Here is a 15,534-nt window from a genome sequence, read left to right as displayed (position 1 = left end):
AGCCCTGAAAGCCCGGGAACCCGAGGTCGCCTGAGGGCGGCGGATCATCTGCGCTCGGCAAGGAGCCCAGAGATACGATCCGCCGCCACCGGCCGCGAGTAGAGCCACCCCTGCCCGGTGTCGCACCCGAGCCGACGCAGCCGCTCCGCCTGCTCCGCCGTCTCCACGCACTCGGCGGTCACGGTGAGCCCGAGCCGGTGCGCCAGCTGCACGAGCGCCTCGACGATCATCGCGTCCGCCGGCTCCGCGGGTGTGGACCCGTCCCCCTCGAATCCCCGCACGAACGCCCCGTCGAGCTTGAGTACCGACACGGGCAGCCGGCTGAGGTACGCGAGGTTGGAGTACCCGGTGCCGAAGTCGTCGATGGCGATGCGCACACCCATGTCGCTCAGCGCCCGGAGCGCCTGCAACGGCCGTCCCGTCGAGCCCATCACGGCGGACTCGATCAGCTCCAACTGGAGGAGTTCCGGCGGGAGTCCGGTCTCGGCGAGGATCTGCGCGACGTCCGCCACCAGATCCGAGTCCCACATCTGACGCACCGCCACATTGACGCTCATGAACACCGGCGGCGCCGCGGGGTGCTCCACCTGCCAGCGCCGCGCCTGCGCGCAGGCCGTCCGCAGCACCCACCGCCCCAACTCCACGATGGAGCCGTCCTCTTCGGCCAGTGGGATGAACCGATTCGGCGACAGCAGACCGAACTGCGGGTGCCGCCAGCGCACCAGCGCCTCGACCCCGCGCAGCTCACCGTCCGCCATCTCCACCAACGGCTGGTATTCCAGGGCGAATTCACCCCGGTCGACCGCGGGCCGCAGGCTGGACGACAGGGCCTGACGGGTCATCCGGTGGGCGTTGCGCTCCGGGTCGAAGAAGGTCCAGCGGGCCTTGCCGTCCGCCTTCGCCCAGTACAGCGTGGTGTCGGCCGCCTGCATCAGGGCCGTCGTGCTGGTGCCGGTGACCTGCCGCTCGACCACGCCGATCGAGGCGGAGACGGACACCCGCTCACCGGCGAGGTCGAAGGGCTCCCGCAGCGCGTCAAGGACCGCCCGGGCGAGCTCCGCCACCTCCTCCGTACCGGTGGAGTCCTCGACGAGCAGCGCGAATTCGTCACCGCCGAGCCGGGCCACCAGCGGGGCGCCCGTGGCGCTCTGCGCGCGGTCCGCGCAGTGCGTGAGCCGCTCGGCGACGGCGACGAGCAACCGGTCGCCGACCGGGTGCCCGAGGGAGTCGTTGACCGCCTTGAACCCGTCGAGGTCCAGCAGGCAGAGCCCCACGCGCCCGGTCGCGCCCGTGTTCTCGTACGTCCCGGACTCCAGGGCCGCGGAGACGCGCTCGAAGAACAGCGCGCGATTGGGCAGCCGGGTCAGTGGATCGTGCAGCTCCAGGTGGTGCAGCCGGTCCTGGAGGCCGCGGTGCGCGGTGATGTCGCTGAGCGAGAGCAGCACGGCCTCCGCGTCCGGGAGCGGTGACACCGTGACGCGCAGCCACAGCGAGTGGCCCGAGGGGTGCTTGAGGCGGCGGGTGCGGCTGAGCCGGGCCTGCCGCCCGCGCAGGATCTCCTGGTAGGCGTCCGCGGTGCGCGGGTCCGAGTGCAGGTCGAGCAGTTCGTCGACGGTACGGCCGGCGAGCTGCCCGGTGTCCTCCCCGCACAGCAGGGCGCATGCGGCGTCGTTGGCGCCGACGATCACGCCCTCGCGATCGACGACCGCCATGGCCAGCGGCGACGTCGCGAATGCCGGCCGGTAGAGGGTCTGGGCGGACGGAGGCCGTGAAGCCGACCCCACGCCATCACCCTCCGTGATCTTCGAGGTCTCCGTGAGCCCCGGGATCCCCGCGAGGGGATCGTTGCGTAGGCCGGGCGGAGCCACCCGGCGCGCGGTCGTGGGCCCTTCGGGCTGTGCGCTCACCGCTCGCTCCCGTGGTGCGTCGGATGGTTGCGTGGTCTGCTGCGGGGTCCCGGCAGGAAAGTGTGCCGATCATAGAGGCAGGTCGGACGGCCTATCCAGCCTGGATCGCGGTGCACATGGGTTCCGGGCCGCCGAACATCTCCCCGGTAGATCGTTTCTGCTCGCCGGAGACCGACCTCCTGTCGTGGCCCGATCGTGGCCGATCGGCTGTGACGTTCCGTGATCGACCGGAGTGTCGTCGGTCACTCGTCCGGGCCAGATAAACAGGGCAAATCACATCAAATACCAACACTCTGGGTTGGGTGTCCCGCTTTCCCGTCCCGGAGGTCGACTTGCCGCGTCCGCAGCCACTCGCGGGAGTGGACAAGCCAGGCCCGCGCGCACTCGCGGCGGGGCTCACCGCCTTTGCGGCCGTGGCCGCCATGGGGCTGGTCGCGGGGCCGGCCGCGGCCGTTCCGTTCGCGGGGCCCTGCGCCCTGGAGCGCACCGCGGCCCACCACTCCGAGGGCCTGGACACCTGGAACCCGGCGTATCCGAAGCCCAAGAAGACCCTGAACGCCGTGATGGTCTTCCTCTCGTTTCCCGACTCGCTGCCCCTGAACACGCCCGACGAGCTGGCCTCCGACTACTTCCCGTCCACCAGCCGCTTCTTCGACCGGGCCTCGTACGGGAAGTTCTCCCTGGTTCCGCATCCGCAGCGGCAGTGGGTCCAGATGCCGCACCCCTCGACCGCGTACGCCATACAGCGCGACTGGGACGCCGCGCACCGCAGCGCGTATCTGCAGGACGCCCTGAAGGCGGCGGATCCGTACACGGACTTCAGCAAGTACGACGTCGTCTACTTCGTCGCCGACCCGGACGCGCCAGGCGTCGACTCCGACGCGACGAAGGTCGTGAACTTCGACCAACCGATGCGCGCGGACGGCACGGACATCCGCCGCATCGTCACGGTCTTCGAGCGGCACCCGCCGGACCGCAATGTGCTCGCGCACGAGACCGGTCACGTCTTCGACCTGCCCGACCTCTACCACCGGCCGACCGACGGCAAAGGGGACTGGGACACGTACGTCGGTGACTGGGACGTCATGGGCAGCCAGTTCGGCCTCTCGCCGGACCTGTTCGGCTGGCACAAGTGGAAGCTGGGGTGGCTGGATCAGCGGCAGGTGACGTGTGTGAAGCGCAGTGGTGAGACCCGGCTGACCCTGGAGCCGCTGAGTACGGGGCCGCGGGGGGCGGGTTCTCCGTTCGGTACGGGTGGTGGCACCAAGCTCGCCGTCATCCGTACGGGTGTCGACAGTGCCATTGCCCTGGAGGCGCGAGGTGGCTCCGGCAATGATGCGGCGACCTGTAGCCGGGGTGTTCTCGTCTACCGCGTACGCAGCGATTCCTCGTCCGGGGGTGGCCCCATGGAGGTCCTCGACGCCCACCCCCGCACGGAGGCCTGCTACGGCGAATCCGTCTACCCGCCCCTGGCCGACGCCCCGGTGGGCGTCGGCGAAACCTTCACGGTGCCGGGCGACGACATCCGCGTCGAGGCGGAGAACCGGACGGCGTCGGGGGCGTGGACGGTGAAGGTGACGACGGCGGGTTGATCCCACACCGGCACCGTGGTTGCGGCCTCGGGGCGCTGCCCCGGACCCCACGCGCACCGGCGTTGCGGCCTCGGGGCTCTGCCCCGGACCCCGCTGGCTCTCGTTCAAGTGCGGGGCTTGAATTGCCTACCCGGCTTGGGTGTCCCGCCCTCGAGGCGCACGACAAAGGCCCCTCGCGGTTCGCGAGAGGCCTTGTCTTTAGGTGCGCCATCAGGGACTCGAACCCCGGACACGCGGATTAAGAGTCCGCTGCTCTAACCAACTGAGCTAATGGCGCCGGTTGACGTCGTAGACATTAGCACCAGGATCGGGGGCAGGAAAAATCGAAATCCGTACCGCGGCCTGCGCACTCGCGCGGGCCGCCCGGACGCATGCCCAGCGCATGACCTCGGGTCCCGGCAGCCAGGGGTGACGGGTGTCGGGGGCGACGACCCAGCGGGACTCCTGGCGCTGGTCGGGCCGGAGCGCGGCGCGGGTCGTGGGGGCCGGGCCCGTGACCGCGTCGCCGGCGCCGTGGAACAGCAGCGGCGGCACCGCGTGGCCCCACTCCTCCCAGTGGAGCAGTGACGGCAGGCGCTGGGCAGTGCCCGGCGCGGTGAACAGGAGCATGCGGCCCCGGTGCGTGGCGACGGGCCCGGAGCCGGGCCCCTCGGACCAGAGGCGGTCTAACATCCGCCGGCCGAAGATCGCGGGCACGTTCACCACGTCGAAGGCGGATCCGCAGGGGAGGACGACGGGGGCCGTGGGTCGCGCCTCCCAGTGGGCGAGCGTGGATCGGGGGTACGCCCCGGCGGAGGCGAGCCAGGCGGCTCCCTCGGGGGTGACGTCGCAGATGTCGAAGTGGTCACGCGCGCCAGGGGCCGTAGCCGACGGGGCGTGGGGGGAGTACGGAGGCGTCGCGGTGCTCATGCCTCATACATCTACAGGGGGTGAGGGGGCGATTGCCAAGGGTTGCGGAAAATCGGGACAGGGGTGGGCGGGGTGGAGTATCTTGCCCACCTGGCATATGCCAAATGATCTTTCTGGCTCGCTGCGCGGCCCCGACGCGGCCCTCGTCACGTCGTCTGTTCCTGGCTCCCGCGCAGCAGATCGCGGCCGAACTCGACCATCTTCTTCGCATAGTCCTCGGTCCAGTCCGCGCGCTCCGCGATGTCCGCCGTGGTGAGCCGGTCGAAGCGGCGCGGGTCCGCGAGCTGCGCCGCGGCGACGGCCTGGAACTCCATGGACCGGTCCGCCGCGGAGCGGAACGCGTGGGTCAGCTCCGTGGCGCGGGTGAGCAGGTCGCGGGGGTCCTCGATGGACTCCAGGTCGAAGAAGTGCTCCGGGTCGGCGGACGCCTCCGCGGGTTCGAAGATCAGCGGGGCGGGTCGCAGCCGGGGCTGGTGAGTACGGTCGGGCTCCGCCATCGTGCGGCCTCCTGTTGCCGGGGTGGCCCGCGGTTCGGTGTCGGGCCACCTTCCATTGTCCTTCGGCCCGCAAGAGGGCGGGGGGCTCCGCCGGGGGCGGGTGGAGGGGTGGGGCTGGTCCGGGGCAAAAGATCGGGGCTCTGCCCCGGACCCCGCTGCTCAATCGCCGCAGGGGCTTGAGTGGTGGACCCGGTGTTCGGACAGGCGGGCCAGGACTGAGTGGTTCGCCTCCCAGCCGTCCGGGAATTTCACCGTCACCCCGAGTTGCACCGGGTCCGCCGACGGGTGTTCGTCCAGGAGGTCCGCGACTCCGGCCCTGCACACCACCACGCACGCGTGCCGATGCCGTGACGCGAGGACGCAGAGCCGGCCCGTCTCCAAGTGGAACGCCGTCGCGTCGGGGCGTCCGGACAGTGGGTGCAGGACGACGGTGACGTCGAACTCGCGGCCCTGAAGGCGGTTCGCCGTGTCGACGGTGACGTCCTTGACGTCGAGGTCCTCCAGCGCCGCCCGTACCGCCGCCGCCTGGTCGCGGTGCGCGGTGCCGACGCAGATCCGGTCGGCCGTCAGCGCGCCCTCGCCGGACTCGGAGCGCGTGACGCCCTCCCGGTCGAGCAGTCGTCGTACGACCAGGGCCACGGCCCGTACCGCCTCCGGGTCCGTACGTGGCGTGTGCGCGGCGGGGAGTTCGAGCAGGCCCCAGCCGGAGGCCGCCGCCTCGTCGATGACCAGGTCCGGGCCCGAACCGTCCGACGCCACCTTGAAGTCCAGCTCCCGGTCGCCCTCGTCCGTGCCGCTGCGGAACGGCGTGTACGGGTAGAAGGCGTCCGATACGAGTGGGGCCGCGGACGCCGGGAGGCGCCAGGAGACCGGGAGGCGGTGCTGCGGCAGCTCCGGGTTGTGGGCGAGCAGCGTCGACACCGCCGAGGCCGACGGGTCGTAGGACAGGCCCGCCCACTGCTCCGAGCCGACGATCGCGAACGGGTCCAACTGCCCCGGGTCGCCCACGAACAGCGCCCGCTCGAACAGCCCCGCCACGGCGAGCAGCGCGTCGGAGCGCATCTGGTACGCCTCGTCGACGATCGCGTGCGGCCACGGCTCGACGTCCTTGACGTGCGCCCACTTCGCGGCCGTCGAGACGACGATCGGCAGCGGGGACAGGTCGCCGACCTTCGTCGACAGACGGACGTTCGGCAGGTCGTCGAGCGCCTTCTCGTACGCGTCCGGGTCGCTGCTGTGCAGTCGGCCGACGGCGAGCTCCGGGTTCTTCGTGTGGAGGCGGAGGACGAGGTCGTCCACCTGCGCGTTCGTCTGCGCAACGATCATCAATGGGCGGCCCGCGTCCGCGAGTTCGAGCGCGGCGCGCACCACGAGGGTGGACTTTCCGGCGCCGGGAGGCGAGTCGACGACGATGCCGCGCGCCGTGCCGTGCAGGGTGTCGCGGAGGATGGCGGCGGTCGCCTGCCCGGCCGCCTCTGACGGGCTGAGGGCGGTGGTCGTGGTTGTGGGCGTGGTCGTCGTGGTCACAGCACGTCCTCCGAAGTCACGGTGTCGGGCGACTCCGCGCCCGTCCCCGGCGGGCCGCCGTGCGTCCACGGTGTCTCCTCCGGCTCCGGCAGCTTGGGGCCGCCGCGCTGCTCGTGCTCGAACAGCGTCCAGCAGATCCGCTCGCCCTTCTCCGGCAGCGAGCCCTCGGCCGGCTCCTTGCCGCGCCCCATCTTGTCCAGGATCCGCAGCACGACGGGGGCGTCCGTGCCCTCGGCGCCCTCGTCCTCGTAACCCACGAACTCGGCCGTCTGCGGCTTGCCTTCGAGGGTGCGGTACACCTTCACGCCCACGCCGAGGCGCGGCCCGTCCTGCGTGCGGAGCGTGACGAGCGGGCGGGGCCGCTTCTTCTCGTTGTACGCCGCCACCACCTCGGTCACCTCACCGGCGAACGCCTCGCCTGAGAGGCGGCGGCCCGCCATCACCAGCGGGTCGTCCAGCGCCTCCTGCGCGTCCAGGCGGGCCTGCTCGCGCTCGCGCGTGGCCAGCTTGTTCGCCGCCGTCACCGCGTCGTCGCGGCGCGGCTGCGGGGGCTCGCCCGCGAGGACCCGGTCGCGGTGCCCGGTGAACGACCAGCGGTCGCGGGTCCAGCGCTCCGCCGCGTACGCGCCCTCGGGCAGCGTGCACAGCTGGTCGAGGCCGCGCCACACCGCGTCCCAGGTGGGCCGGGTACGGGACTCGACCAGGGCGTTGATCTCCCGCTCGGCTGCGGTCAGTTCGGCGAGGCGGCCCTCGGCCTCGACGGCGTCCTCGGCGGCCGCGTGGCGCGTACGGGCCTTGTCGTAGCGCTCGATCGCGGGCGCGAGCAGCTTGTTGTCGAACGCGGGGTCCGTGGCGGGGCCCGCAGGCGGGCAGAGCAGCTGCCCGTGCCTGTCGCGGTCCAGCTCGGCGCCGAGCGCGGCCGCCGCGCCCGAGGTGCCTTCCGGTGCCTCGATCCAGGCGAGCAGCGCGCCCAAGTGCTGGTCCTCCAGGCTCGACTGGCCCGTCGCCCAGTGCCGCGACAGCAGGTCCGTCATCGCGAGGAGCAGGGCGGAGCCGGGGACCCGTGACCGCTCCCCGAAGTGCGTGAGCCAGCGGCCGAGGAGCGGGACGTGCGGCGGCGCGGGGTAGGGCGTCTCCGGGTCCTGCTCGGCGGTGCGGCGAAAGCGCATGGAGCGGCCGAGGAGGCGGAGGAACTCGATGCCCGCGCGGCCCGGCACGATCATCTGCGGGGCGTCCGCGCACAGTTCGACCTCGACCTTGACCTTCTTGCCGGTCTCCGGGTCGACCTCGCTGCGCTCGGCGGCCTCGACATCGGTGGCGTACGTGTCGATGTACGGCAGGACCTCATCGGCCAGTTGCGTCAGGAACGCGAAGCGGAGGTCGCGGTCGCGGGGCTGCGGGACGACCAGGAGCCGCGGCGATGTGCGCTCGGTGCCGACGAGCGCGCCGAGCGGAGCGCCGGTCTCACCGGCCGTCGTGAGCGGCACGACCACCAGGGGGCGCTGGGACAGGTGGCGGTGCCGCACCGTGGCCGAACGCTGGGCGCGTCCCGAGTGGGTGGCTTCCAGCCGGGCCAGATGGTTGATCAGGCTCACCGGTGCGCACCTCCGAGTGCCTCGGCCCGCAGCGTCGCCGCGCGGCGCAGCGCCGCCACCGTCGGGTCCGCCGGGTCGCCCGCCTCGCCGTGGGCGGCGGCGAGTACCTCGTCGACCGTGGTCAGCGAGCCGAGTTCGGCGCGCAAGGGGCGGCCGAGCGCGGTCACCGCGCCCTCCCCGCGCGCGTGGTCACGGCAGTGGAACGCCAGCTCGCACGCGGCCAGGCACTCCGGCGCGTACGTCGCGGGAACCGACTCGACCGCCGCCGTCAGCTCGTCCGTGGGCAGCTCCGGGTCGAAGACCGTGCCCGGCGGACGCGCCGCAGCGATGTCCTCCACGCGGGTCAGGCGCGCCAACTGGCGGCGCGTCACCGACCGTTGCTTGCGCACGTCGACGGCCGACGCGGCCGGCAGGTTCGAGAAGTCCTTGGGGCAGACGAGGACGATCCGGTCCCTGACCCGCACCTCCGCGTCCGGCATCCGCGCCGCGACCTCCTCCAGGGCCAGCACGTACACCGCCGACTGGCGGGCCGCCGCGCCCACCTTCGACGCGTCCGCCGCACCGTCGATCATCGGGAACGACTTGATCTCTACCACCGTCCAGCTGCCGTCCGGATGCACCACCACCGCGTCCGGCTCCAGGAACGCCGGGCTGCCCGCCACATCGAGCGCCAGCATCGGGTGGTCGAGGAACGTCCAGGTCCCCGGCGACTCGACGGCCTCCCGGAGGGCGAGCGCGGTGCGCGCCGTGCGGCCCTCGGGGCCGATCGCCGACAGGTCGGGGGCCCGTACGACATCGGGCGTCGGCTCGGGCGCGGTGCCGTCCACGCGTGCGTGGACGAGCTTGAGCAGCTCCGCGCCGCCGTCCGACTTCACCCGCGCCTCGAACACATTGCCGCGGGCCAGGGCGAACTGGGACTGGCCGAACGAGGACGGTGAGCCCAGCGCATCCGCTACGCGCGCCTTGTCGACCCCCGCGCCGTCCAGGAGCGCCCGCCTTCGGCAGCCCGGGTTCGCCGCGAGCGCGGCCAGGGCCCGGGCGTCCAGCGGACGCGGCGGATGGTCGGGGCCGCGCAGTTCAGCGAGCCGGTGCCGCAGCCCCGTCGTCGCTGTCCTGCGACGCGGCTGCCTTGCGCTGTCGGGGAATTCGCTCACCCTGGGAAGTCTGGCATTCTCCACTGACAATCGGGGCGTGCGTGGCGGAAGGGGAGGCCTGCGCCCCCGCGAGCACGAGGCCCGCCCGGTCCTTCAGGCGTGCCGCGACGAGCCGCACCGGCTTCGTCAGGAGCAGGCCGAGGGCCATCGCCGCGACCCCGGCGAGCGCGTCGAAGAAGTAGTGGTTGGCCGTGCCCATCACGATGACCGTGGTGAGCAGCGGGTACGCGACGCCCATCGCCTTCACGTACGGGGAGCGGGCGTGCCGCCACAGCAGGACGCCGCACCACAGCGCCCAGCCGACGTGCAGGCTCGGCATCGCCGCGTACTGGTTGGTCAGGCCGCCCATGCCCTTGGGGGCGCTGGCCGCGCCGCCCCACCAGCCGTACGAGCTGTAGTGGGCCATCGTGTCGATGAAGCCGTGGTTCGCGGCGAGCAGCCGGGGCGGGCTGGTCGGCAGCAGGACGAAGCCGATGAGGCCGATCATCGTCGAGGTCATCAGCCACGTGCGGGCCGTGCGGTAGATCTCGGAGCGGCGGCGGAACAGCCAGACGAGGACGATCGGCGTGACCAGATAGTGGAGCGAGGCGTACCAGAAGTCGGCGGGGACGCCGAGCCACGGTTCGCGGGTGAAGAGACGGTTCAGCGGGTGCTCGAGGTTGAGGTGGACGGCCTGTTCGGCCCGGAGGATCGCGAGACCGTGGTCGACGGCCTGTCCCACATCGCCACGGGCGAGCAGTCGGCCCGCCGAGTACGCGCCGTACACCAGGAGGATCAGCGGCAGTTCCGTCCACCAGCGGAGCCCGGCGCCGGGTATCGCTTCCGTGCGCGGTGCCTCGTCGGTCTGCGACATGCGGGCCGCTCCCCCTCTTCGCTCGTGCGCCGGCCTCTGGCCACGGCCTCACTCTTACGGTGTATATGGGGCTCTGTGTGGGCGACCCCCGACCCTCCTAGACGCAGCGATCGCGCCACGGGTTGCCCGCCGGGCGACCTCCCTGTGGGTTGCGCGATGATGGACGGGGCGAGCCTTCCCGCTCGTCCTATGTTCACCCTTGAACCCTTGTAGTTGCTTGTAGTTTCGAAAGAGGCCTCCTCATGGCACCGCGCATCCTGTTGGCCCGGCACGGACAGACCGAATGGTCGCTGTCCGGACGGCACACCGGGAGGACGGACATTCCACTCCTGGAAGAGGGCAGGCGTGGCGCGAAACTGCTCGGGGAGCGGCTCGGGCGTGCGCCGTACGACGGGCTCGACGGGGTGGAGGTCCGGACGTCTCCGCTGGTGCGGGCGAGCGAGACGTGTGAGCTTGCCGGGTTCGGGGAGCGGGCGGCTGTGTGGGACGCGCTCATGGAGTGGGACTACGGGGCGTACGAGGGGCTGACGCCGGCGCAGATCCAGGAGCGCAGGCCCGGCTGGTTCATCTGGCGGGACGGGGTGCCGGAGGGGGAGTCGCTCGCCGAGGTGACGGCGCGGGCCGACGAGGTCGTGGAGTGGGTGCGCTCGGCCGACCGGGACGTTCTCGTCTTCGCCCACGGCCACATTTTGCGGTCGATCGGGGCGCGTTGGCTCGGATTCCCGCTGGACTTCGCGGCGCGGATCCGGCTGAACCCGACGTCGCTGTCGGTGCTCGGGTGGGCGTACGGGGAGCCGGCGCTGGAGTCCTGGAACGAAACGGGGCACCTGGCGGTGGGCTGAGCGGTGCCGGGGTCGGCGCCCTTGCGCTCGGCGCGCGGCACCGGTCCTTGTCCGGCGGTGCCGGGGTCGGCGCCTTTGCGCTCGGCGCGCGGCATCGGTCCTTGTCCGGCTGTGCCGGGGTGTGTGCCTTTGCGTTCGGCGTGCGGCATCGGTGTCTTTCCGGCTGTGCCGGTGCCCGGTCATTTCCCACCCGCCCGCCCCCTCCGGGGGCTTCGGCCTGCCCCGGGCCGGGGTCGTGCCGGGGCTGGCGTCTGTCGTGAGGGGTGCGCGGCACCGGGGTGCCGCCTTGCCCACCCTGCCGCCCCAGGCGGCAGATTGCCCAAGGCAGGGGCGGTCGACCGCAAGGGGTGGGGAGTCGGGGTTGGCGTTGCTCAAGGCGGGGGCGGCGGTCGATCGCAACGGGCGGGGAGCTGCGGTTGGCGGGGTTCGCCCAAGGTGGGGACGGCGTCGACCGCAACGGGTGGGGAGCCGTGGTCGTCGCCGGGTCGCCCAAGGCGTGGTGCGGCACCCCGTCGGGCCGACGCCCCTGTGGGAGATGGGCGGGAGCCGGGGGATCGCTTGCGGGTGGGCGGGGCACTTCAAGCCCCTGCGGCGGGTGGTCAATTCAAGTGCCGCGGTGGGTGGGCAAATCAAGCCCCGCTCTGGGACGAGACTCGCGGGGGCCGGGGCGGAGCCCCGAGGCCGTAACGCCGGTTCGGCGAAATCAGCCCCGTCTTTCGAGCGAGAGCCCGCGGGGCCGGGGCAGAGTCCCGAGCTTTCAGCCCCGTCGGCGTTTGAGGCGCGGGGTTCGGGGCGGAGCCTCGTGGCGTAAGAGTGGGTGGCTAAGCCGAGCGGCGCGACATCGCGTGGGTGTCCAGGAACGCGGAGACGCCCGATGCGCGGCGGTGGGGGAGGAGGACGCGGGCCGTCGTGGCCAGCATGCCCTCGATGCGGGAAGAGCGGACGTCTTGGAGAAGGTTGAGGGCGCGCAGACCCTCTGCAGCCGATTCGTCGGGGTGACCCGCGCGCGCCAGGTCGTCGGCCAACTCGGCCGTGTACAACGCCATGTTGCGGGTGAAGTGCGGATCCTGGAGGGCCACCGCGCGCCGCGCGTGCAGGGACGCCCGGTCCCAGCCGCCCAACGCTGACCAGCACTGCGCCTCCAGGCCCTCCAACTCGGCCTCGCCGTAGAACGACATCCACTCCGGATCCGCGTCCGACGCCCCCCGCGCGAACAGCGCCTGCGCGCGGGCGAGCGAGCGTTCGCAGGAGGGCTGGTCGCCGAGCCCCGCCCAGCCGCCTGCCTCTCGTAGCGCGAGGAGGGAGAGCAGCCGGGGCGAGCCGAGGCGGGACGCCACGCGGGTCGCGGCCTGGGCGGCGCGTACCGCCTCGCGGGGGCGCCCCGCGTCGCGCGCCAGGAACGCCGTGTTGCAGAACGCGTGCGCCTCCAACGCCTCGTCGCCCGCCATCCGCGCCGTCGCGAGCGCCTCCGCGTAGTGCGAGCGCGCGTCGTCGAAGCGGCCCGAGTCATGGGCCAACCAGCCTACGGAAATGGCCAGTTCACCCGCCCCGGCCTGCAGTCGCTCGGTGACCTCGCGCTGGCCCGGGCCCGCGTCGAGCAGCTCGAAGGCGGTCCGCAGCGGGGTCGAGGCCCGCCGGTACAGGCCGTCGGCGCCGTGCCGGTCGTCGAGCAGCCGGATCCGCCGGATCGCCTCCTCGACGGCGTTGATCCCGGCCCGCGCCGGATGCCGGTCGAGGTCCGCGGGAAGCGTGGGGACGCCGAAGGGCGCCAGGGCGGCAACGGCCACGGTGGCTGTCGAACCGGTCATGCCGGTCATGAATGCGCGACGTCGCACGTCGCTCTCCTTGTTTTCTGCGTGGCACGTGTACTGCGCGTCGGCGGTGGCAGCGGCGGGGCGCGCACCCCGGCCACGTACCGCAGAGCGGGGCGCGAACCCCAGGTCCGCGAGGGTCCGGCCCGGGAACATGTGCAGGAACACCCGCTCGTACGCGTAGTTGGGGCAGCGGATCTCGCCGGCCTCCACGCGTCCGATGTAGCGCGCGTCGCAGCTGACCCGCTCACCGATCTCCCGGGCCGCGCGCCGCACCGCGGCCGCGAACTCGCCCGGCGAGCGCTGGCCGCGCAGCTCCCGGAAGGCGAGGTTCGGTCGTGGAGACTGCGGCGTCGAGATGTCCGAGGCAATCGGCGACGACGTCATGAGCGGGTCCTCCCGTGCGAACCGTGCCGGACGGCAGGGAAGTTGGGAGCGCCCGGGGCCCCGAGGGGAGGGCTGCCGCAACTTCCATGTTCCGGCGAGGCTCGAAGGTACCGGCTGTCACGACCCCGACACGCTGGGTTTGGCTACAAACCGGATATCTCACCCACGATCCGCCATGAACTGCCATCCTTTGCGGCGGCGTGCCGCCGTAGCTGTTGACGGCGCGTACGCGTTGAACCTTGCGGCGGAACCCCACGAGCGAGGAGGGACCGACGTGTTGGACGCGACCAAGCCCATGCTGTCACTTCCCACGACCCCAACGACTCCCACGACGGTGCGGCATCGACCGAGCGAGGAGAGCAGCGCATCGCCGCCGGGCGACTGCGACCTGGTCACCGTGCCGGCCCGGCAGGGCCTGGAGGCGGTCGACATCCTGCGCCGCGGCTGTACGGAAACGGTTGGTCCCGTGCTGCACGACGGGGGCGGCGACACCCTCGGCTTCCTCGTCCCGCCCGGCACCGCCGACGGCTGGGACGTGCCCGGCAGCGACTGCACGCACACGCAGGGCCGCGGCCTCGCGCTCGGTGCCCGGCCCGACCCACCGGTCGAGGGCACGGGCTGGCTGCTCCCGCCGGACCCCGTGGAGGGGCTCACGGACCTGGTCACCGACCCCGCGGTGCTGCGGGCCGCGCTCGACGAGGCGGCGCGCATGATCGAGGCGGCGGACAACCACCGCTGAGTCCGTGCGTGCGGGGGCCGGGGCCCCGGTGGGCAACCACCGCTGAGCCGTTCCGGGCGCGGCCGTCGATAATGGCCGAATGGGAAGGTCGCGAGGGAAGCAGGGGCAGGGGCGCGCGGGGCGGGAAGCCGTGGTCGAGAAGGTCGACGGTGGGCTCGCCGAGCTGGTGCCCGACCGGGACCGTCCGGCCGGCTGGACGCTGCTCGTGGACGGTGCGCCGCAGTCGCACGTGGATCTCGACGACCCGGGCCACCTCACCTTCGAGTACCAGCGCCGTATCGGGCACGTCATCGATCTGGCCGCCGAGCGGGGCCGCCCCGTGCAGGCCGTGCACCTCGGCGGCGGGGCGTTCACCCTGGCCCGCTACGTCGCCGCCACCCGGCCCCGCTCCACGCAGCAGGTCGTGGAGCGTGACGGAGCGCTGATCCAACTCGTGCGCGGCACGCTGCCGTTGGACCCGGGGCAGCGGATCCGGGTGCGGACCGCCGACGCGCGTGAGGCGCTGGCCAAGTTGCCCGACGACTGGGCGGACGTGCTCGTGGCCGATGTGTTCAGTGGGGCCCGGACGCCCGCGCATCTCACCAGTATGGAGTTCCTGGCGGAGGTGCGGCGGGTGTTGCGGCCGGCGGGGACGTATGTCGCGAATATCGCGGACGGGCCGCCGCTCGCGTATCTGCGGGGGCAGATTGCCACTGCCGCGGCTGTCTTTCCCGAGCTTGCGCTCGTCGCCGATCCGGCGGTGCTGCGGGGGAAGCGGTTCGGGAACGCGGTGCTGGTCGCGTCCGCGGGGGTGTTGGGTGTGGCGGAGTTGACGCGGCGGGCGGCGGGGGACCCTCATCCGGGGCGGGTTGTGCATGGCAAGGAGCTTGTGGACTTCACGGGTGGGGTGGGGGCGGTCACCGATGCGTCGGCGAAGGCGTCTCCGGCTCCGCCACCGTCCGTGTTTCGCTAGCCGTGGCCCACGTCGCGGGGCTCCGCCCCGGGCCCCGCGCCTCAATCGCCGGCGGGGCTGGATTTGCCCACCCGCCGCTGGGCTTGAAAGATCGGGGCTCCGCCCCGGACCCCGCGAGTCTCGTCCCAGAGCGGGGCTTGAAAGCCCCGGGCCCCGCGGGCTCTCGTCCAAGAGCGGGGCTGAAAGCGGTCAGTACTTCGCGATCTCCACCGTCGGCTCGTGGTCGTGCCACGTGCAGAAGACTGAGACCTTTTTCTCGCCCGAGGTGAATTCGACGCGGATCCACGTCGGCTGTTTCCACACCTCGACCGACCAGCCCGCGGCGGGTGTCGCGGAGACGAGGGTGGCCGAGGTCTTCTGGAGGTCGAAGACCGCGCGGCCGCCGGTCGTCGCGTAGCTCTTGACGGAGCCGGAGGACGGCGGCGCGGGGGACGTCGTACGAGGGGTGGGCGAGGGGGACGACGCCGACCTCGACGGGGACGGTGACGTACGGCTCGGTGACGCCGACGGCTTGCGCGTCGACGTCGACGGTGACGGCCGGTGGGTCGAGGAGGACACCGGCGGCTTCGCGTCCGGCTCGTCCTGCGTGGCCGCGACGGGCAGCGCCTGCGGCGGGTCGTACACCGTGCCCGACATCACCGTGTGCACGCCCCACCACGACAGCGTCACCGCGGCCCCGGTGGCGAGCAGCCACGCGACGCCGTGGGTGAACCGTCGACGGCCGGGGTGGTCCTGGCTCGGGGAAGGCGGGGGCGGGCTCTCGTGCATC

At 72.5% G+C, this 15,534-nt stretch carries 13 protein-coding genes and 1 tRNA gene; 4 read left to right on the top strand and 10 right to left on the bottom strand.

Annotated features, from left to right (window positions below):
- Window positions 1–44: 44 nt before the first annotated feature.
- A complete protein-coding gene (locus OG746_RS00535) occupies window positions 45–1,712 on the bottom strand; it encodes a putative bifunctional diguanylate cyclase/phosphodiesterase (protein WP_524540452.1) in 1,668 nt (555 codons plus the stop codon).
- A gap of 497 nt (window positions 1,713–2,209) precedes the next feature.
- Between OG746_RS00535 and OG746_RS00530 the strand changes: the two genes are divergently transcribed.
- Window positions 2,210–3,499, top strand: a complete 1,290-nt coding sequence (locus OG746_RS00530; protein ID WP_266710662.1) for a M6 family metalloprotease domain-containing protein — start codon at window positions 2,210–2,212, stop codon at window positions 3,497–3,499.
- Between the two features lie 203 nt (window positions 3,500–3,702).
- On the opposite strand, the gene OG746_RS00525 is transcribed toward OG746_RS00530, so the two are convergent.
- The 7 genes from OG746_RS00525 to OG746_RS00495 all read right to left on the bottom strand — a co-directional run bounded on the left by OG746_RS00525 (window position 3,703) and on the right by OG746_RS00495 (window position 10,034).
- Window positions 3,703–3,776 (bottom strand) — tRNA-Lys (locus OG746_RS00525).
- On the bottom strand, window positions 3,767–4,408 hold the full coding sequence (locus tag OG746_RS00520; RefSeq protein ID WP_266710660.1) for a bifunctional DNA primase/polymerase: 642 nt from the start codon (window positions 4,406–4,408) through the stop codon (window positions 3,767–3,769). Before OG746_RS00520 ends, OG746_RS00525 begins: the two co-directional genes overlap by 10 nt.
- 146 nt (window positions 4,409–4,554) lie before the next feature.
- On the bottom strand, window positions 4,555–4,905 hold the full coding sequence (locus tag OG746_RS00515) for a DUF8844 domain-containing protein (protein ID WP_266710658.1): 351 nt from the start codon (window positions 4,903–4,905) through the stop codon (window positions 4,555–4,557).
- A gap of 159 nt (window positions 4,906–5,064) precedes the next feature.
- Window positions 5,065–6,432: an AAA domain-containing protein gene (locus OG746_RS00510; protein WP_266710656.1), complete on the bottom strand. Its 1,368-nt coding sequence runs from the start codon at window positions 6,430–6,432 to the stop codon at window positions 5,065–5,067.
- Window positions 6,429–8,027, bottom strand: a complete 1,599-nt coding sequence (locus tag OG746_RS00505) for a hypothetical protein (RefSeq protein ID WP_266710655.1) — start codon at window positions 8,025–8,027, stop codon at window positions 6,429–6,431. Before OG746_RS00505 ends, OG746_RS00510 begins: the two co-directional genes overlap by 4 nt.
- Window positions 8,024–9,181 carry a hypothetical protein gene (locus OG746_RS00500; protein ID WP_266710653.1) on the bottom strand — a complete coding sequence of 386 codons (1,158 nt, stop codon included), beginning with the start codon at window positions 9,179–9,181 and terminating at the stop codon, window positions 8,024–8,026. The genes OG746_RS00505 and OG746_RS00500 overlap by 4 nt, the downstream gene beginning before the upstream one ends.
- Window positions 9,105–10,034: a phosphatase PAP2 family protein gene (locus OG746_RS00495; RefSeq protein ID WP_266710651.1), complete on the bottom strand. Its 930-nt coding sequence runs from the start codon at window positions 10,032–10,034 to the stop codon at window positions 9,105–9,107. The genes OG746_RS00500 and OG746_RS00495 overlap by 77 nt, the downstream gene beginning before the upstream one ends.
- A 242-nt stretch (window positions 10,035–10,276) precedes the next feature.
- Here OG746_RS00495 and OG746_RS00490 point away from each other — a divergent pair, with 242 nt between their 5' ends.
- Window positions 10,277–10,876 carry a histidine phosphatase family protein gene (locus OG746_RS00490; protein ID WP_266710650.1) on the top strand — a complete coding sequence of 200 codons (600 nt, stop codon included), beginning with the start codon at window positions 10,277–10,279 and terminating at the stop codon, window positions 10,874–10,876.
- Between the two features lie 821 nt (window positions 10,877–11,697).
- Here the strand turns inward: OG746_RS00490 and OG746_RS00485 are convergent.
- Window positions 11,698–13,074 (bottom strand): NsdA family TPR-like regulatory protein, encoded by a 1,377-nt coding sequence (locus OG746_RS00485; RefSeq protein ID WP_266710648.1) that lies wholly within the window; start codon window positions 13,072–13,074, stop codon window positions 11,698–11,700.
- 295 nt (window positions 13,075–13,369) lie between these two features.
- Here OG746_RS00485 and OG746_RS00480 point away from each other — a divergent pair, with 295 nt between their 5' ends.
- Both OG746_RS00480 and OG746_RS00475 read left to right on the top strand, forming a co-directional pair.
- Window positions 13,370–13,813 (top strand): hypothetical protein, encoded by a 444-nt coding sequence (locus OG746_RS00480; protein ID WP_266718623.1) that lies wholly within the window; start codon window positions 13,370–13,372, stop codon window positions 13,811–13,813.
- Between the two features lie 79 nt (window positions 13,814–13,892).
- A complete protein-coding gene (locus OG746_RS00475; protein ID WP_266710646.1) occupies window positions 13,893–14,765 on the top strand; it encodes a spermidine synthase in 873 nt (290 codons plus the stop codon).
- A 189-nt stretch (window positions 14,766–14,954) separates the two neighbouring features.
- Here the strand turns inward: OG746_RS00475 and OG746_RS00470 are convergent, their stop codons facing one another.
- Window positions 14,955–15,533 carry a hypothetical protein gene (locus tag OG746_RS00470; RefSeq protein ID WP_266710644.1) on the bottom strand — a complete coding sequence of 193 codons (579 nt, stop codon included), beginning with the start codon at window positions 15,531–15,533 and terminating at the stop codon, window positions 14,955–14,957.
- Window position 15,534: the final 1 nt, after the last annotated feature.

The organism is Streptomyces sp. NBC_01016 (genome assembly GCF_026341035.1).
Classification (GTDB): domain Bacteria; phylum Actinomycetota; class Actinomycetes; order Streptomycetales; family Streptomycetaceae; genus Streptomyces.
The sequence above is the reverse complement of the archived record's forward strand: the minus strand, read 5'-3'. Positions and strand labels throughout refer to the sequence as shown.